At 75.5% G+C, this 17,427-nt stretch carries 17 protein-coding genes; 5 read left to right on the forward strand and 12 right to left on the reverse strand.

The genetic code is table 11. The annotated features are described in order from the left end of the window. Positions 1–10 precede the first annotated feature (10 nt). The 5 genes from ACF1AK_RS00630 to ACF1AK_RS00650 form a co-directional block, all read right to left on the reverse strand. Positions 11–529: a hypothetical protein gene (locus ACF1AK_RS00630; protein ID WP_391496598.1), complete on the reverse strand. Its 519-nt coding sequence runs from the start codon at positions 527–529 to the stop codon at positions 11–13. Continuing rightward, on the reverse strand, positions 526–1,914 hold the full coding sequence (locus tag ACF1AK_RS00635) for a DUF58 domain-containing protein (RefSeq protein WP_391496599.1): 1,389 nt from the start codon (positions 1,912–1,914) through the stop codon (positions 526–528). Before ACF1AK_RS00635 ends, ACF1AK_RS00630 begins: the two co-directional genes overlap by 4 nt. Then, positions 1,911–2,990, reverse strand: coding sequence for an AAA family ATPase (locus ACF1AK_RS00640; protein WP_391496600.1), 1,080 nt, complete (start codon positions 2,988–2,990; stop codon positions 1,911–1,913). The genes ACF1AK_RS00635 and ACF1AK_RS00640 overlap by 4 nt, the downstream gene beginning before the upstream one ends. 190 nt (positions 2,991–3,180) lie before the next feature. Beyond that, positions 3,181–3,720: a hypothetical protein gene (locus ACF1AK_RS00645; RefSeq protein WP_391496601.1), complete on the reverse strand. Its 540-nt coding sequence runs from the start codon at positions 3,718–3,720 to the stop codon at positions 3,181–3,183. Further along, a complete protein-coding gene (locus tag ACF1AK_RS00650; RefSeq protein WP_391496602.1) occupies positions 3,717–4,697 on the reverse strand; it encodes a DUF4129 domain-containing protein in 981 nt (326 codons plus the stop codon). The genes ACF1AK_RS00645 and ACF1AK_RS00650 overlap by 4 nt, the downstream gene beginning before the upstream one ends. Before the next feature lie 157 nt (positions 4,698–4,854). On the opposite strand from ACF1AK_RS00650, the gene ACF1AK_RS00655 reads away from it, so the two are divergent. Together ACF1AK_RS00655 and ACF1AK_RS00660 are read left to right on the forward strand one after the other, a co-directional pair. Continuing rightward, positions 4,855–5,094 carry a hypothetical protein gene (locus ACF1AK_RS00655; protein ID WP_391496603.1) on the forward strand — a complete coding sequence of 80 codons (240 nt, stop codon included), beginning with the start codon at positions 4,855–4,857 and terminating at the stop codon, positions 5,092–5,094. Between the two features lie 105 nt (positions 5,095–5,199). Continuing rightward, on the forward strand, positions 5,200–6,216 hold the full coding sequence (locus ACF1AK_RS00660; protein ID WP_391496604.1) for a hypothetical protein: 1,017 nt from the start codon (positions 5,200–5,202) through the stop codon (positions 6,214–6,216). Between the two features lie 113 nt (positions 6,217–6,329). Here ACF1AK_RS00660 and ACF1AK_RS00665 read toward each other — a convergent pair whose 3' ends face one another. Together ACF1AK_RS00665 and ACF1AK_RS00670 are read right to left on the reverse strand one after the other, a co-directional pair. Next, a complete protein-coding gene (locus ACF1AK_RS00665; RefSeq protein WP_391496605.1) occupies positions 6,330–7,421 on the reverse strand; it encodes an RCC1 domain-containing protein in 1,092 nt (363 codons plus the stop codon). A gap of 110 nt (positions 7,422–7,531) precedes the next feature. After that, entirely contained in the window at positions 7,532–8,002 is a 471-nt protein-coding gene (locus tag ACF1AK_RS00670) for an SsgA family sporulation/cell division regulator (RefSeq protein ID WP_391496606.1), read from the reverse strand. A gap of 220 nt (positions 8,003–8,222) precedes the next feature. Between ACF1AK_RS00670 and ACF1AK_RS00675 the strand changes: the two genes are divergently transcribed. Then, positions 8,223–9,863, forward strand: coding sequence for an alpha/beta hydrolase (locus ACF1AK_RS00675; protein WP_391496607.1), 1,641 nt, complete (start codon positions 8,223–8,225; stop codon positions 9,861–9,863). Positions 9,864–9,942: 79 nt separating this feature from the next. Next, complete coding sequence (locus ACF1AK_RS00680; RefSeq protein ID WP_391496608.1) at positions 9,943–10,350, forward strand: hypothetical protein; 408 nt, start codon at positions 9,943–9,945, stop codon at positions 10,348–10,350. On the opposite strand, the gene ACF1AK_RS00685 is transcribed toward ACF1AK_RS00680, so the two are convergent. Beyond that, positions 10,302–11,243 (reverse strand): LysR family transcriptional regulator, encoded by a 942-nt coding sequence (locus ACF1AK_RS00685; RefSeq protein WP_391496609.1) that lies wholly within the window; start codon positions 11,241–11,243, stop codon positions 10,302–10,304. The genes ACF1AK_RS00680 and ACF1AK_RS00685 overlap by 49 nt on opposite strands. Before the next feature lie 77 nt (positions 11,244–11,320). On the opposite strand from ACF1AK_RS00685, the gene ACF1AK_RS00690 reads away from it, so the two are divergent. Beyond that, positions 11,321–12,052, forward strand: coding sequence for a hypothetical protein (locus ACF1AK_RS00690; RefSeq protein WP_391496610.1), 732 nt, complete (start codon positions 11,321–11,323; stop codon positions 12,050–12,052). Here the strand turns inward: ACF1AK_RS00690 and coaE are convergent. The 4 genes from coaE to rpsA form a co-directional block, all read right to left on the reverse strand. Next, a complete protein-coding gene (gene coaE / locus ACF1AK_RS00695; protein WP_391496611.1) occupies positions 12,036–12,629 on the reverse strand; it encodes a dephospho-CoA kinase in 594 nt (197 codons plus the stop codon). The genes ACF1AK_RS00690 and coaE overlap by 17 nt on opposite strands. A gap of 33 nt (positions 12,630–12,662) precedes the next feature. After that, on the reverse strand, positions 12,663–13,304 hold the full coding sequence (locus ACF1AK_RS00700; RefSeq protein ID WP_391496612.1) for an MBL fold metallo-hydrolase: 642 nt from the start codon (positions 13,302–13,304) through the stop codon (positions 12,663–12,665). 24 nt (positions 13,305–13,328) lie between these two features. Beyond that, positions 13,329–15,572, reverse strand: coding sequence for an MMPL family transporter (locus tag ACF1AK_RS00705; RefSeq protein ID WP_391496613.1), 2,244 nt, complete (start codon positions 15,570–15,572; stop codon positions 13,329–13,331). Positions 15,573–15,804: 232 nt separating this feature from the next. Next, a complete protein-coding gene (gene rpsA / locus ACF1AK_RS00710; protein WP_350543883.1) occupies positions 15,805–17,295 on the reverse strand; it encodes a 30S ribosomal protein S1 in 1,491 nt (496 codons plus the stop codon). Positions 17,296–17,427: the final 132 nt, after the last annotated feature.

A 17,427-nucleotide genomic window follows, 5' to 3' on the forward strand; every position in this document is an offset into this window, starting at 1 on the left:
ACGTCCTGCGTCAGGGCCTCCGGTCGTGGGGCCGCAGGGCGAGGCCGACGCCGGTGGCGGCCGCCACCACTCCGAGGAGGGCCACCGGGCGGGACCACTCGCCCGCTCCGGTGTCGGCGAGCGCCACCGGGAGGACGAGGGCCGAGGCTGCCAGGGCGGCGAGGGCGTGGGTGCGGTGCGGGCGGCGGCGGACGGGGCCGAAGGCGTCGACGAGCAGGAGGTAGGCGGTCAGCAGCACGGCCACGGCGGCGCCCCGCCAGAGGCCGGGCTCGCCGATCGCGGCGAGCAGGACGCAGCCGGTCGCCAGCGCGGTGGTGCGGCGGGTGGCCAGCCGGGCGAGCCCGGTGGTGGGCCGGCGTTCCGGCTCGGGCGGCGGCGGGGCCGCCCAGGTGGCCGCCGCGAGCAGCGCCACCAGTCCGATCGGCCCGACCAGGGCGGCCGCGCCGTCGTCGGCGCCGATCCCGGCGCACGCCAGCAGCAGGGCGTCGGCGACGACGCACAGCAGGACCCTCTCCCACCACGTCGTCATCGGGAGCCCCCCGCGATCCGGCGGCGCAGCAGCGGCGCGAGGGCGAGGTCCAGGGCCTCGCCGGGAACGTAGCGGGCGACCGGCACGCCGCGCCCGCGCAGGGCGGCACGCATCGCCTCGCGCTCGGCGCGCCAGAGCCGCAGGGCCACCGCGCCCGTCTCGTCGTCCGGCTCGACGACGGGCTCGCCCGCCGGGATCTCCACCACGACCAGCGGGTTGCCGCGGTCGCCGATGCGGCCGAGCACCTCCAGGATCCGTTGGTCGGCGAGCGGGGTGAACGCGTAGACCAGGGCATGGCCCGGCAGGGCGGGCAGCGGCAGCCGGGGCAGCACCGGACCGCGGTGGACGCGGTCCTGGCGCACCTCCAGCACGCTCTCCACCATCCGGTAGAGCTGGCGGTCGCCGGTGGCGGCGGTGAGCCACCGCAGCCGGCCGCCCACCGTGACCAGGCCGACCCGGTCGTGGCGGCGCAGGTAGGCGCGGGTCAGCCCGGCGGCCGCGCGCAGGCTCTCGTCCAGGCTGGACAGCCCGGTGACCGGGTCGTGGATGTCGTCGAGGGTGTCCAGCAGGACGACGGCGTCGGAGGCCCGCTCGGCGGCGAACTGGTTGATCTGGATGCTGCCCCGGCGGGTGGTGGAGGGCCAGTGGATGCGCCGCTGGCGTTCACCGGGGACGTGCGGGCGCACGCCGGTCACCTCCACCCCGGCGCCGTCGTGGCGGGTCGTGTGCTCGCCGATCCGCTCGGGCAGCCGGACCGGGACCGGGGTGAGCCGGGCCTGCGCGGGCACCGGGAAGACGTCCGCGGTGCCGAGGTCGGTGCGCAGGGTGCGGCGGGCGAGGGAGCCGGCGTCGTGGACGTCGATGTCCACGGTGCCCAGGCTCCAGCGGCCCCAGCTGTCGGCGCGCAGGCCGAGGTCGACACCGGTGGGGCGCACGGTCAGCGCCTCCAGCGCGACGCCGGGGCCCAGGGCGATGACGGGATCGAGCGGGCCGGTCCGCCCGTCGTGCCGGACCGTGATGCGGACGGTGATGCGTTCGCCCTCGAAGCAGCGGCGCGGCTCCACGCCGAGGGTGGTGGCCAGTTCGGCGGGGCGGCTGCCGCCCGGGGCGGCCAGCGCGAGCAGGACGGCGGGGGCGGCGCCCAGGGCGAGCAGCCAGGCGTGCCCGGTGACCAGGGCGGCCGCGGTGGCGACCGTGGCGACGGTGAGCAGCCGCAGGGTCCGCTCGGCGGGCCGCCAGTGCGGCGAGGGCGCGGTGGCGGGCAGGCCTTCCGCGGAGGCCCGGGCGCTGCGGGCGACGATGCGGGCGATCACCGGATCGGCGGCGGCCACCGGCTCGACGGTCGGCTCCGCGACCGGCTCGGCCGGCGGCTCGGCTGCGCTCACCGCGCGCCGTCCCCGCCGGTCCCGGCGCCCGACCCGGCGCCCGTCCCGGCGACGCGCGGCAGCGTCTGCGGCGCCGGGACGGTGGCCACCACCCGGGCCACCACCTCGTCCGCATCGATCTGGCGCACCCACAACTCCGGCTTGAGGGTGATGCGGTGGGCCAGTGCCGGGACGGCGAGCTCCTTGACGTCCTCCGGCGTCAGGTAGTCGCGGCCCTCCAGCACCGCCCGGGCGCGGGCCAGTTGCACCAGCGCGAGACCGCCCCGGGGCGAGGCGCCGACCTCGATCTGCGGATCGTTGCGGGTGGCGTCGACGAGCGCGATCACGTAGTCGACGAGGTCGTCGTCGACCTCGACCCGCTCGACCGCGGCCCGCACCGCGAGCAGCTCGGCGGGGCTGCTGACGGTGTCGAGCACCGCCTCCGGCGCGGAGCGGTCGAGCCGGGCCCGGAGCATCGCGGCCTCCAGGCCGGTGGACAGGTACCCCATCCGCACCCGGAGCAGGAACCGGTCCAGCTGGGCCTCGGGGAGGGAGTAGGTCCCCTCGTACTCGATCGGGTTGGCGGTGGCGATCACCGCGAAGGGCTGCGGGAGGCGGCGGGTGGCGCCGTCGACCGAGACCTGCCCCTCGGCCATCGCCTCCAGCAGCGCGGCCTGGGTCTTCGGCGGGGTGCGGTTGATCTCGTCGGCCAGCAGCAGCTGGGTGAACAACGGGCCGGGCCGGAAGACCATCTCGCCGCTGTGCTGGTCGTAGAACGGCGCGCCGGTGACGTCGGAGGGCAGCAGGTCCGGCGTGAACTGGATGCGGCGGAAGTCCAGGCCGAGCGTGGTCGCGAAGGAGCGGGCCAGGAGCGTCTTGCCGAGGCCGGGAAGGTCCTCGATCAGGACGTGGCCGCCGGCGACGATGCCCAGCATCACCAGCCGCAGCGCTTCGGGCTTGCCGACCACGGCGCGTTCGATCTCCTTCAGCACCGCGCGGGCACGGTCCCCGGCCTGCTGCGGCGTCAGCACGCCGGGCCCGTCCTGGGCCGCGTGCTCGGCGCTCGGGTCGGCGGGGGCCTGCGGGGCGGCGGTCATGGCACTCCTGACGGGACGGTCGGGCCGGGCGGCTGCGGCCTGTTGATCGGACTGGTAGGACGGGTAGGGCGGGTGGCGCTGAAAGGACGACGCGGAACCGGACGGTTTCGGGCGACAGGGCCGCCGGAATCGACGGAATCCACGGGATCCGGCGGGATCCGGCGGCTGCGACCGGCCCGGACCGGGACGGCTACAGGGACTCCAGCCGGTCGACGAGCGCCAGCAGGACGTCCCGGGGGAGGGCCGGCGCCGGGGGCTCGCCGGCCGGGTCGATCCAGGGCCACAGGCGCGGCCCGAGCAGCTCCGCGGCCCGGTCCCGGTCGGCGGTCAGCGAGACCTGGTGGGCCTCCGACAGCCGGGCGGCGAACAGCCGTTGGAGCCGGCCGCGCAGCGGCTGGGCGTCGCCGTCCGGGGTCAGCCCCTGGCGCACGGTCCAGCGCCAGTCGGCGAGGCCGGGCTCGTGCGCGTCCAGCAGTCGCGGCCGACGGCGCAACCCCACGTCCAGGCTCCCGCCACCGGCGACGTAACGGCCGGTGAGGAGCGCGGCGACGGTGATCAGGACCGCTCCGGCGCCGGCCGCCGGCAGGCCGCCGACCAGGCCGAGCAGCACCTCGGCCAGCACGGCGGTGACGGCCAGTTCGCCGAGGCTGTGCCGGACCGAGCCCGGCCGGATCCGGCCCGGCCCGTCCTCGGGCGCCCCGGCGGTGCGGCGGGCGGTCCCGGCGTTCACCGGTGGCTCCGGGGCGCGGCGTGACGGCCGGCGGCGGGCTGTCCGCCGCCCGCCGCGGCCAGGCGGGCGGCGATGGCGTCCAGGGCGGCGCGGGCCCGGCGGACGTGGCCGTCGTCCATCGGGTGGGAGGAGAACCGGGCCTCCCGGAACAGTTCGGTGAGCACATGGGCGGGGGCGCGGTCGACGCGGTCGTCCGCCACGGCCCGCTCCAGCAGCTCCGCCGGGCTGTCACCGATCCGCCGTTCCAGTCCGGAGGCCGCCAACGAGCCCTCCATCGCGGCGTAGCAGGCGATCACGGCGGCCCGGGCGTCGGCGCCGTGCAGGGACCGCAGACCGGTGGCGACGGCGGCCGCGAGGACGTCCTCCTCGGGAGCGACCCCGCCGACGGCGGGCAGCGGCCGCGACCGCCGCCGGGAGCGGCCCAGGCCCCGCAGCAGCCGCACCAGCGACACCACCAGGAGGACCGCGAGGACCGCGACCAGCCCGTACAGCAGCAGGGCCACCAGGGGTGTGCCGTCGCCCGGCCCCTCGTTCTCCTCCGGAGGGGGCGAGCGGGTGATCTCCGGCAGCGGCTCCAGCTCCCGCCCGCGCGTCTCCTCCTCGGACCGGGTGCGGCCGTGGAGGACGAACATCAGCACCGGGACCAGCACGGCGGCGCCGCCCAGCAGCACGACCACCGCCTCGCGCAGGCGCTCGGCCCGCGGCGTCGGCCCGACCAGGGGGCGGACCTCCTCGCGGAAGCGCGCGGCGAACCGGCCGACGGTCCCCGCCCAGCCGAGGGCGAGCAGCCCCACGAAGCCGAGGGCGCCGACCGGCGGGTCACCCGGCGTCCCCAGCAGGCCGCCGTCCGGGCGCAGGGCCGCGGCCGCGAGCAGCAGGCCACCGCCGGCCAGGAGCAGCGGTACCGTCCTGCCGGTGGCGGCTCCCCCGCCGTCCCGGCGGCGCCGGGCTCCGTCCGGCGACACGTTCTCGGTCATGCAACCCCCGGTCCCCGCGCGTGCGTTCGACGAACGCGCGTCGAAGCGTCGCACACCCACGGTCCCGCTGTCATCCCTCCTCCCGGCCGGCGGGGAGGCCGTCCGGCCCGGCGGGGTGCCGGACGGACGGTGAGCGCGTAGCGTCCGCGGCCATCGCGTGCCGCGCCACCGCACCGCCGCGCCACCGAGGTCCGAGGCTTCACGGCGTGCCGGCGGACGGCCCGCCAGGGACCGGCTGGACGGCGGCCTCGCCTTCACCCCGGACGAACTCCGCTGGATCCTCGGCGACTTCACCGAGGTGGAGATCCGCCCGATGGTGCCGCAGGAGCCCGGTCCGGGGCTGTTCGGGCTGCCCGTGCTGCTCACCGCGCTGTTCCGCAGGCCGCCCGCCGGGTGAGGCTTGCGCGGGCGCGGGCCCGGGGTAGAAGTAGGGGCGGGGGCGGGCCGTCCGGTGCCGGGCGGCCTGCCCGTGGAGCAGGGGAACGAGAGGGGACGGGACGCGATGTCCGCCGAGGAAACAGCGTGGGACGCCGCCGTCGGGCGCGGACTGGGCTTCCTGCACGGGGCGCTGGGGCCCGGCGGACTGCCGTCCGCCAGGCCCGGCGTCGACCCGGAGCTGCGCGCGCCGCTCAGCGGCGCCGACGCCCGCCGGCGCCTGCTGGTCACCCACGGGGTGGACCTCGGGTTCGACCCGGACCACGAGGGGTTCTCCGCGATGTGGGGGCTCGCGCTGCTACGGCCCGGCAGCGAACGGCCCGAGGAGCGCGAGCTGGTGGCCGCGCTGGCCGAGCAGGCCGTCCGCCACCGCGAGCCGGGGCGGCACCGGTTCCGCATGTTCCCGCCCGGCGTGCCGTTCGCCGCCGACACCGACAGCACCGCGGTCGCGGTCTCCGGGCTGGCCCGGCACGGGCTGCTCGCCCCGGACCAGCAGGCCGAATTCGCGAGGGAGCTGCTGGACACCCGGATCGGTCCGGACGACGGTCCGATACCGGCCTACTGGGAGGACACCGACCGGACGGCCTCGCGCGGCCGCCGCTACGACGCCGTCACCGCCGCCAACATCCTCTTCGCCCTCCATCTGCCCGGCGCCGCAGGCCGGTTGCCGCACCCGGCGGCCGAGGCGACGCTCCGCCACGTCCAGCAGCACCTGGCCGGCCCTCGCACCGGCACCCGGTACTACGCCTCCCCCGAGGCCTTCCTGCACGCCGCCGCCCGGGCGGCCACCCTGGTGCCGGCGCTCGCCGCACCGGCGCGGCGGGCGGTCGAGCACGTCACCACCCAGTTCGCCGACACCCCGCTCGAACTGGCCCTGCTCGTCCTGGCCGGCGAGCACACGGGCGTCACCGCGGACCTGCCCGGGCTGCGCCGGCGGCTCGTCGACGCGCAGCTCCCGGACGGCTCCTGGCCGGCCGGCGGCTACTTCCGCACCGGGAGCGTGCCGCTGTACTTCGGCTCGCCGCACCTCACCACGCTGTTCGCCGTCCGCGCCCTGCGCCCGGAGACCCCACCGGGGCGCTGACCCCCGGCGGACCGGGTCGACGGCCAACGGGTCGATGACGGACCGGATCGGCGGCGGACCGGATCGACGACGGACCGGATCGGCGGCCGCGGCCCCGGGCGGGCGGGGCCCGGTCAGTGGGCGAGGCTGAAGTCGCCGCCGACCGGTGCGGCGATCCGGTCGGCCCGGGTCAGGTCGGTGCGGGTGGGCACCGGGGTACTGCTGCCGGTCGTGCCGCCGTCGCCGAGCTGGCCGGAGCCGTTGCCGCCGCACGAGCGGACCGCGCCGTCGGCCAGCAGGACGACGGTGTGCTCGCGCCCGCCCGCCACGAGCCGCACACCGGCCAGGCCCGGCACCTCCACGGGGGTGGTGCGGAAGGTGGTGGTGCCGTCGCCGAGCTGGCCCGAGGTGTTCTGCCCCCAGGCCTTGAGGCGGTGGTCGCTTCCGGTGACGGCCAGGCTGTGGTGGCAGCCCGCCGCGATCCAGGTGACCCCGCCGGACCAGCCGCCCTGGGTGTGGACCGGGGTGTAGCGGTTGATCGTGGTGTTGTCCCCGAGCTGGCCGGCGGCGTTGAAGCCCCAGGCCCGGACGGCGCGCCCGCCGGCCACGGCGAGGCTGTGGTTGGCGCCGGCCGCGATCCGGGTGACCCCGTCCAGGCCGGAGACCTGGACCGGGACGGTGCGGCTGGTCGAAGTGCCGTCGCCGAGCTGGCCGTTGCCGTTGTGGCCCCAGGCCCACACGGTGCCGTCCGCGCGCAGCGCCAGGCTGTGGTTGAGGCCGGCGGCGATCGCGATCACCTCGTCGAGGCGCCTGACCCGGACCGGGACGCAGCTGTCGGCGTGGGAGCCGTTGCCGAGTTGCCCGTGGGTGTTCCGGCCCCAGGCGACCACGGTGCCGTCCTCGCACAGGGCCAGGCTGTGCGCGCCGCCGGCGGCGACCTGGGTGGCGTCGCCGAGGTTGACGACCAGGTCGGGCACGCCGCGGGCGGAGACCGTGCCGTCGCCGAGCTGGCCCGAGCCGTTGGCGCCCCAGGACTGCACGGTGCCGTCGGCCAGCAGCGCCAGCCCGTGCCCCGTCGCCGCGCCGGTCCCGCCCGCGGCGATCCCGAGCAGGGCGCCGGCCGGCCCGAGCACGCTGGTGGCCCTGGTGTGCTGGGACGCCCAGGAGCCGTCGCCGAGTTGACCGGCCCGGTTGTTGCCCCAGGCCTTGAGCCGTTTGTCCGCCACTTCTTCTCCCGGCGTGTGCAGGGGCGGCCGCAGCGCCGCACTCACGGATGGCGGCGCGACCACCGCGCCCCACAGGTAGCCCAACAGACACCCACAGTAATCGGGTGTGCTCACGGCCCGGGTGAGGCGGCGCCGCCGCCGCGCAGCCTGCGCAGCAGCCCGTCGAGGTCGAGGCGGGTCCGCTCGCGGCCGGCCGGGACGAGGCTCTCGGTGCGGGCCAGGAAGGCGCGGACCAGCTCGGCGGGGGCGCGCAGGACGACGCTGCCGCCCTCGCCGGTCAGGGTGATGAGGACGGCGCCGGGGTGCTCGCCGCCGCCCGGGCGGACGGTGACGCTGCCCAGGCCCGCCGGGGCGTGCAGGCCGGCGGCCAGCAGCTCGCGGGCGAAGACCCAGCTGATCGGGGTGGCGAGGTCGGTGTGGCTGTCGAGGACGACGGCGTACGGATCGGCGGCGCGGTAGCGCAGCCGGGCGGGGACGGCGAGCGTCAGGCCGGGCCGGACCTCGACCCGGAGGTCCAGCTCGACCGCGCAGCCCTCGTCGGCGGCGCGCTGCGCGGGGACGCGCGGAGGCTCGTACGTCATGACCGCCCCCCGGTGTGCAGAATCGATTCTTCACAAGCGCCACAGGCGGAAAAGTCAGGGCTCACGGCAGGAACAACGAGCCGCCCCGGCTTCGGCAACCCCCGCCGCGCAGCGGTCACCCGGGTGACGCCGGAACGGACCAGTCCGGCGGGCGGGCCGCCCGCCCCCGGCCTAGGCTTCCGAGGCGGAACCACCCTGGCGCCCTCGGAACGGAACCCCCATGCACCCTGTCGTACGCGGCGCCGGAGCGCTGGGCCTGGCCGCGGCGCTGGCCGGCGGCCTCACCGCATGCCAGAGCGGCCCCGTGGCGGCCTCCGCGAAGGTCGAACCGACCACCGCCGCGACCACCCCCGCCGCACCGGCCACCCCCACCGCGACCGAGCCCCCGACCGCCACCCCGAGCGCCGCCCTCCCGGCGCTGCCCGCCGCGCTCACCGCCCAGCGGCCCGGCTGGCAGGCCTGCCCCGCGCCGTCCGCGGCCCAGGGCGGCGGCCAGGCCCCGGGCGCCCCCTGGGAGTGCGCCACGGTGAAGGCGCCCCTGGACTACGCCGAGCCGGACGGCAGCGGCGTCGACCTCGCCCTGATCCGGCTGCCGGCCACCGGCGGCCAGCCGAGGATCGGCTCGCTGCTCTTCAACTTCGGCGGCCCGGGCGCCTCCGGCGTCGCCACCCTGCCCGCCCTCGCCGAGGACTACGCCGACCTGAACACCCGCTACGACCTGGTGAGTTTCGATCCGCGCGGGGTCGGCGACAGCGCGGGCGTGCGCTGCCTGGACGACGCCGCCACCGACGCCTCGGCCGCCGTGGACGCCTCGCCCGACGACGACGCCGAGGTGCGGGCGCTCGACGAGGCCACCGCCGCGTACGCCCACGCCTGCCGGGACAACTCCGGCGCCCTCCTCGCGCACGTCGACACCGTCTCGGCCGCCCGCGACCTCGACCTGCTGCGCCAGGTGCTCGGCGACGACCGGCTGCACTACTTCGGCTTCTCCTACGGCACCGAACTCGGCGGCGTCTACGCCCACCTGTACCCGCACACCGTCGGCCGCCTGGTGATGGACGCCGTCGTCGACCCGACCCAGGACCCGGCGCAGAGCTCGCTCGGCCAGGCCGAGGGCTTCCAGCTCGCCCTGGAGAACTTCATGACGGCCTGCGCCGAGCAGGCGGGCGAGGCCTGCCCGACCGGCCCGGGCGGCGCCCAGGGCACCCAGCGGATCACCACCCTCCTCCAGGGCCTGGACGCCGCCCCGCTGCCCGCCGAGGGCGGCCGCACCCTCACCCAGGACCTCGCCGTCACCGGGATCGCCGCCGCGCTGTACAGCGAGGCGAGCTGGAACGCCCTGGCCGTCGGCCTCCAGGAGGCACTGGAGGGCGGCGCCGGCACCACCCTGCTCGCCCTCGCCGACGCCTACCTGGGCCGCGACGCCCAGGGCCGCTACAGCAATCTGTTCGCCGCCAACCGGGCCATCAGCTGCGTCGACGACCGGCAGCGCTACACCGCCGCACAGGTGCGGGAGCAGCTTCCGGCGTTCCGTCAGGCCTCGCCCGTCTTCGGCGACTTCGCCGCCTGGGGGCTGACCGCCTGCGCGGGCTGGCCGGTGGCCGGCCTCACCGACCACCCCGACGTCAGCGCCCCCGGCGCACCGCCGATCGTGGTCATCGGCAACACCGGCGACCCGGCCACCCCGTACGAGGGGGCCCGCGCCATGGCGCAGGGGCTCGGCGCGGGCGTCGGGGTGACCGTCACCCTGCGCGGCCAGGGCCACGGCGGCTACGACACCGGCAACGCCTGCCTCAAACAGGCCGTCGACCAGTACCTGCTGGACGGCGTGGTACCCGCCGACGGCACCACGTGCTCGTAGCAAGCCGTCATCAACCTCCCACCCCGGTCGGGGACTTCACGGCACGACGCCCTACCGTGGGCCCCGGAAAGGGGACCACATGACCGCCAACCCGCCACGGCTGCAGGGCAATCGCTGCCTCCTCGACCGCGCACGCCCGTTCCCCGAACGGGTCACCCGGCTGGTCCGGGCCTGGGAGGACGACGGCCGGGCCGGCTACCGCCTGGTCGACGGACGGGCGTTGCTCGCCCTCTACTGCTGGCACCTGGACGCCACCCGGCGCGGCACCGCCGACGACGACCCGGCCACCACCGCGTACGTGGCCGCGGCCTTCGCCGCCAACGGGGGCGCCGACGGCTGGGACGAACTGCTGCGCGAACGCGCCGACTGCACCTGCCACGGCCAGAGCTGGCGGCTGGAGAACATCTCGGTCTGCCTGGGCTGTCTGCGCTACGTCTGCTACCGGGTCGACGGCCCGTGCTGCCCCGGCGCCCGCATCGTCGGCTGATCCCCGCCCGGGTCCCCGGTCAGCAGACGGGCCAGCAGCGCGGCCGGCCCCTCCGGCAGGGCGCCGTGGACGAGTTCGGTGCGGTGCACCAGCCGGGGCGCCCGGACCGGCACGCCCACCACGCCCGGCGTGCCCGCCAGGGCGGCGGCGGGCAGCAGGACCGGCCCGTGCCCGGCGGCGACCAGGGCCAGCAGCCCGCGGACGTCGGTGCCCAGGTAGCGGGCGGCCGGCCGGTAGCCGTCGACGGCGGTCACGGCCCGCAACCGGGCGCCGCCCGGGGCGAGCCCGGGGGCGTCCAGCCAGCGGGCGGCGGACAGGTCGGCGAGCGCGAGCCCGCTGCGCCCGGCCAGCGGGTGGTCCGCCGGAAGGGCGACGGCCAGCGGCTGCTCCGCGACCGCGACGGTGGCGAGCGGGCCCACGTCGGGCAGCGGGAGCGGGTCGGACGGCGCGGCCGGGCCGTCGACGAGCGCCAGGTCGACGGCGCCGGCGGCGACCTCGGCGGGCAGGTCGTCCTGGGCGACCACCCGCACCGTCAGGTCCACCGTGGGATGCACCCGGCGCACCTCGGCGAGCGCGTGCCCGACCTGCGCCCCGAGCGCCAGCGGCGTGGCCCCGACGGTGAGGCGGGCGCTCGCGGCACCCGCCAGGCGCGCGATGTCGGCCCGCGCCGCATCGATCCTCAGCAGCAGTGCGGAGGCGTGCTCCAGCAGCCGTGCTCCCGCCTCGGTCGGACCGACCGGGCGCCGGTGCAGCACCGCCGTGCCGAGGTCCGTCTCCAGCGCGGCGACCTGCTGGGAGACCGCGGACTGGGTGTAGCCGAGCGCACGGGCCGCCTCGGAGAACGAGCCCAGCCGGACCACGGTCACGAAGGTGCGCAACTGCTGGGGTTCCACGCGCCATCACCTCCACTGATCGAGGAGTAAGGAATCATCGTTGGCGCTGATCCAGCGCCGCCCGTCAGGATAGCCGTATGACGCCTCCCGCTCCCCGCCTCGCCCTGGTCGGCGACCGCTCGACCGCCGTCCGCTCGCACACCCGCGTCCCGGCCCTGCTCGACGCGCTCGCCGAGCGCGACCAGCTCGTGCTCGACGCCTACTGGATCCCCACCGAGGACGCCGCCGCCCCCGGCGCGCTGGACGGCTTCGACGCCGTCTGGCTGCTCCCCGGCAGCCCGTACCGCAGCGAGGACGGCGCGGTCGCCGCCGTGCGCACCGCCCGCGAGCGGCGCATCCCCTTCCTCGGCACCTGCGCCGGCTTCCAGCACGCGGTGCTGGAGTACGCCCGCCACGTCTGCGGCCTCGACGGCGCCGCGCACGGCGAGAACCACCCCGGCGGGGCGGACCTGGTGGTCGTGCCGCTCAGCTGCTCCCTGGTGGGCCACGAGGGCGCGGTGCGCGTGACGCCCGGCTCGCTGGCCGAACGCGTCCTCGGCGCACCGCGCACGGTGGAGCGCTACCACTGCGGGTACGGACTCAACGACGCCTACCGGGAGCGGCTGACCGCGGGAGGCCTGCGCTTCAGCGGCACCGACGACACCGGGGCGCTGCGGATCCTGGAGCTGCCCGCCGAGACGCACCCGTTCTTCCTGGCCTCGCTGTTCCAGCCGGAGCTGGCCGGCGACGGCACCCGGGCCCATCCGATGATCCGGGCCTTCGCCGCCGCCGCGGTGCGTGCGGCGGACGGCGTCACCGGCCGGCGGTGAGCTGCTCCCACACCTCGGCCACCCTGGGCGCGAGCTCCTCCAGCGGGCCGCTGTTGTCGATCACCAGGTCGGCGATCGCCAGCCGGTCGGCCCGGCTCGCCTGGGCGGCCATCCGGGCGCGGGCCTCCTCCTCGGTCATGCCGCGCAGCCGGACCAGCCGCTCGACCCGCACCTCGTCCGCCGCGTCGACCACGATCACCCGGTCGTAGAGCGGGCCGAGCCCGTTCTCGGCGAGCAGCGGGACGTCGTGCACCACCACCGCGTCCGGCGCGGCCGCCGCCTCCAGCTCGGCGGACCGCGCCCGGACCAGCGGGTGGACGATCGCGTTCAGGGCCCGCAGCCGCTCCGGGTCGGCGAAGACGATCGCACCGAGCGCCGGCCGGTCCAGCGAGCCGTCCGCCGCGAGCACGCCCTCGCCGAACTCGGCGGCCACCGCATCGAGGCCCGCGGTGCCGGGGGCGACCACCTCGCGGGCGATCACGTCGGAGTCCACGATCACCGCGCCGTGGGCGGCGAGCAGCCGCGACACCTCGCTCTTGCCCGCGCCGATGCCGCCCGTCAGTCCGATCTTCAGCATGGCGCCAGGCTACCGGCGGACCTCACCTCGCGGTCACCCCAGGTCGAGGCTCTCCCCCTCGCCGAGGGTGTGCAGCTGCGCCCCGGTGCCCGGCCCGCCGGGGCCGACCAGACGGGTGTGCACCGCCAGCCCGGCCGTGCTGAGCACCGCGTCGTGCACCGGAACGGCCTGCCGCGGCCCGGCCTCGCGCACGTAGTCGACCAGTTCGGCGACCTTGGTCCAGGGCGCGGCGATCGGCAGCAGCAGGGTGTCCACCGGCTGCGGCGGCACGGTCAGCGCGTCCCCGGGGTGGAACAGCCGCCCGTCGAAGAGGAACCCGATGTTGCGCACCCGGGGGATCTCCGGGTGGATCACCGCATGCCACTCGCCGTGCACCGTGACGCCGATCCCGCCGAGGTCGAAGGCGTCGTCCTCCCCGACCGCGGTCACCCGCCGGGCCACCCCCTCCAGCTTCCGGGCGACATCCGGGTTGGTCCACACCCGCAGCGCCGGGTCCGCCTCCAGCGCGGCCCGCAGCGGGGCCTCCTCGAAGTGGTCGGCGTGCTCGTGGGTGATCAGCACGGCGTCCGCTCCCGCCAGGACGGCGGGGTCGGTGAACATCCCGGGGTCGACGACGACCGTCGTCCCCCCGTGCTCCAGGCGTACGCAGGCATGTCCGAACTTGGTGATCCGCATGCCCCGCACGGTACTCCCGAACCGCTACGGCGCGGTGGCGGCCAGCTCCTTCCCGGCGACGGGCCGCGGCGAGGGCAGCACCGCCGGCGCGATCCGCGGCAGCTCCACGTGCTCGCTCAGCCCGAACCGGTCGTGCAGCCGGCGCAGCGGGGCCGGCGCCCACCAGTTGAACTCGCCGAACAGGCTCATCGCGGCGGGCACCAGCAGGCAGCGCACCAGCGTGGCGTCGACCGCCACGGCGACGGCCAGGGCGATGCCCATCTGCTTGACCATCAGCATGTCGCCGAGCGCGAAGCCGGCGAAGACGATCACCATCAGCAGCGCCGCCGAGGTGATGATCCTCCCGCTGCGCTGGACGCCCAGCTCCACCGACCGGGTGCAGCTGTGGCCCTTGTCCCGCAGTTCCTTGATCCGTGAGAGCAGGAAGACCTCGTAGTCCATCGACAGCCCGAAGGCGAAGGCGAACACCAGCACCGGGATGAAGGTCTCCAGACCGCCGGTCGGGCTGAAGCCGAGCAGTCCGCTGAACCAGCCGTCCTGGAAGACCAGGGTGAGCGCGCCGAGCGAGGCGCCCAGCGACAGCAGGTTCATCACCAGCGCCTTGACCGGCATCACCACCGAGCCGGTCATCAGGAACAGCAGGATCAGGGTGCCGAGGGCGACCAGGCCGAGCGCGATCGGCCCGCGGGTGTGCAGTTCGTCCTGGAAGTCGACCACCGAGGCCGCGCCGCCGGTCACCTCGGTGGTGAGCCCGCCGCGGTCGGCGCGCAGCTCCTTCACCACCTGCTTGGCCTGCCCGCCCTGCGGGTCGCCGTGCACCAGGACGTCGATGGTGGAGACGGTGTCGCTCACCGGGGTGACGGCGCGCACGCCGCTGACGCCCGGCAGCTGGGCCACCACGTCGTCCGCGTAGGCCTGGGCGACGGCGGCGCCGCTTTCCACCACCACCGTGATCGGGGCGGCGGAGGCCTGCGGGAAGCGCTGGTCGATCGTCTCGGCGACCTGCCGGCCGGCCGAGGAGGCGGGCAGCACGGAGGCGCCGGAGTTGCGCATGTCGGCGTGCAGGAACGGCGCGCCGGCGGCCATCAGCAGCGCGGTGCAGACCAGCGCCACCGGCACCGCCCGCTTGCCGACCCGGCGCACCGTCCGGCTGAAGAAGCCCTCGTCGGGCACGGGCGCCGTGGGGGCCTTGATCCGGCTCCCGGCGAAGCCCAGCAGCGCGGGGATGAGGGTGAGCGCGGCGGCGACCGCGATCACCACGACGCTCACCCCGGCCGCCGAGACGGCGGCGAGCACCGGGCTGGTGAAGACGAACAGGCCGGAGAGCGCGACGGCCACGGTCAGTCCGGAGAAGGCGACGGTGCGCCCGGCCGTGGCGGCGGTCCGCTCGACGGCGGCGGCGATCGTCGCGCCGTGGCCGCGTTCCTCGCGGAAGCGGTTCACCATGAGCAGCGCGTAGTCGATCGACAGGCCGAGGCCGAGCACGGTGGCGATGGGCAGCACGCTGGTGTCGATGTCCATGATCCGGCTGAATCCGAACATGGCCAGCAGCGCGCCGCCGACCGAGGCCACGGCGCCGATCACCGGCAGGCTCGCGGCGGCCAGGCCGCCGAAGACCAGCACCATGACGATCAGGGTGAGCGGCAGGGTGACGATCTCGCCGAAGCGGGTGTCCTTCTCGGTCTGCTTCTTGACCTCGTCCTGGAGCACCAGGTCCCCGCCGACGGTCACCTTCCCGCCCTCGGCCCGGACGTCGGTCTGAATGGCGGAAAGCCGCTGGGTGACGGTGCTGGTCTGGGCGGAGGTGCTGGTGTCGGACATCCGCACCGAGACCAGGCTCGCGGTGCCGTCGGCCGAGCGGAGCGCGGCGGCGCCCGGGCCGGGGCCGTAGGCGTCGGTGGCCGAGGAGACCCCGGGCAGGGCGGCGATCTCGGCGGTGGCGCGGGTCACGGCGTCCCGGACGGCCGCGTCGTCCACCGGCCGGCCGTCCACCACCGCGGTCACGGTGCCCCTGGCCGGGTCGGCGGCGGTGACGACGGCGCTGCCGCGGTCCGCCTCGGAGGAGGCGGAGGAGGCGCCGGCCACCGAGCCCTCGAAGACCCGCCCGCCGATCAGCACGCCTATCACCAGCACGACGGCCCAGAAGCCGAGCACCCAGCGTCGCTGCCGGTAGCAGAACCGGCCGAGGGCGGCGAGGCGCCCGCCGACCTGCTGGCCGGCGGACGGGCGGGCGGGGGCGGCGGAGGACACGGCGGAGCGAGGGCTCATGTGCGGGGGGTGCCTAGCGTGCGGGGCCGGGTGAGCGGCCCATCGGGCAACTCCTCCCACGGTAGGCGGCGTTCACCGAATCACCCATAGGTATTCAATGAGCCCCTCATCACAAAAATTCGCCACATAAGGAATAAATAATGAAGGTCGAAAAACAATGAACCCCGCTCGGAAACCGAGCGGGGTTCATCGATGACGCTAGGCGCTAGTCACGCACCAGCGGGGCAGAGCCTCAGCTCTGGCCGCCGGCCAGCTTCTCGCGCAGGGCGGCCAGGGCCTCGTCCGAGGCCAGGGCGCCGGAGCCCTCGTCGCTGCTGGACGAGTAGGAGCCACCGGCGGCGGCGGCGACGGCGTCGCCACCCTCGGCAGCGGCCTCCGCGTCGGCCTCGCGGCTCTTGATGACCTGGGCCTGGTGCTGCTCGAAGCGGGCCTGGGCCTCGGCGTACTGCCGCTCCCACTCCTCGCGCTGCTTCTCGAAGCCGGGCAGCCAGTCGTTCGCCTCGGGGTCGAAGCCCTCCGGGTAGATGTAGTTGCCCTGGTCGTCGTAGGACGCGGCCATGCCGTACAGGGTCGGGTCGAACTCGACCTCGGCCGGGTTGGCACCCAGCGCCTCGTTGGCCTGCTTCAGCGAGAGGCTGATGCGGCGACGCTCCAGGTCGATGTCGATGACCTTGACGAAGATCTCGTCGCCGACCTGGACGACCTGCTCCGGGATCTCGACGTGGCGCTCGGCCAGCTCGGAGATGTGGACCAGACCCTCGATGCCCTCGTCCACGCGGACGAACGCACCGAACGGAACCAGCTTGGTGACCTTACCCGGGACGACCTGACCGATCTGGTGGGTCCGGGCGAACTGCTGCCACGGGTCCTCCTGGGTCGCCTTCAGCGACAGGGAGACGCGCTCGCGGTCCATGTCGACGTCCAGGACCTCGACCGTGACCTCCTGGCCGACCTCGACGACCTCGGACGGGTGGTCGATGTGCTTCCAGGACAGCTCGGAGACGTGGACCAGACCGTCGACGCCACCCAGGTCCACGAAGGCACCGAAGTTGACGATCGAGGAGACGACGCCGGAGCGCACCTGGCCCTTCTGGAGGGTGGTGAGGAAGGTCTGGCGGACCTCGCTCTGGGTCTGCTCCAGCCAGGCACGGCGGGACAGGACCACGTTGTTGCGGTTCTTGTCCAGCTCGATGATCTTGGCCTCAAGCTCCTTGCCCACGTAGGGCTGGAGGTCGCGGACGCGGCGCATCTCGACGAGCGAGGCCGGGAGGAAGCCACGGAGGCCGATGTCGAGGATGAGACCACCCTTGACGACCTCGATGACGGTACCGGTGACGATGCCGTCCTCTTCCTTGATCTTCTCGATCGTGCCCCAGGCACGCTCGTACTGAGCGCGCTTCTTGGACAGGATGAGACGACCCTCCTTGTCCTCCTTCTGGAGAACCAGGGCCTCGATGTTGTCGCCGACGGCGACGACCTCGTGCGGGTCGACGTCGTGCTTGATCGACAGCTCGCGGGACGGGATGACGCCCTCGGTCTTGTAACCGATGTCGAGGAGGACCTCGTCACGGTCGACCTTCACGATGACGCCCTCGACGATGTCGCCATCGTTGAAGTACTTGATGGTCTCGTCGATCGCGGCCAGGAACGCCTCGGCGTCGCCGATGTCGTTGAGCGCGACCTGCGGGGTGGTGCTGAGGGAGGAGTCGGTGGGGCTCGTCATTAGGAAAAGGGCTCCGGTACGGACATGAAAGTCGTAGGTAATGCCACGCGGAGGGCCCGTATCGCTCCCACCGAAAGCCGGACAGCCAAGAACACGGAGCACCGGGATTCCCGCAGCAACGGGAGATCGGCG

Source organism: Kitasatospora sp. NPDC015120 (assembly GCF_043080305.1).
GTDB lineage: Bacteria > Actinomycetota > Actinomycetes > Streptomycetales > Streptomycetaceae > Kitasatospora.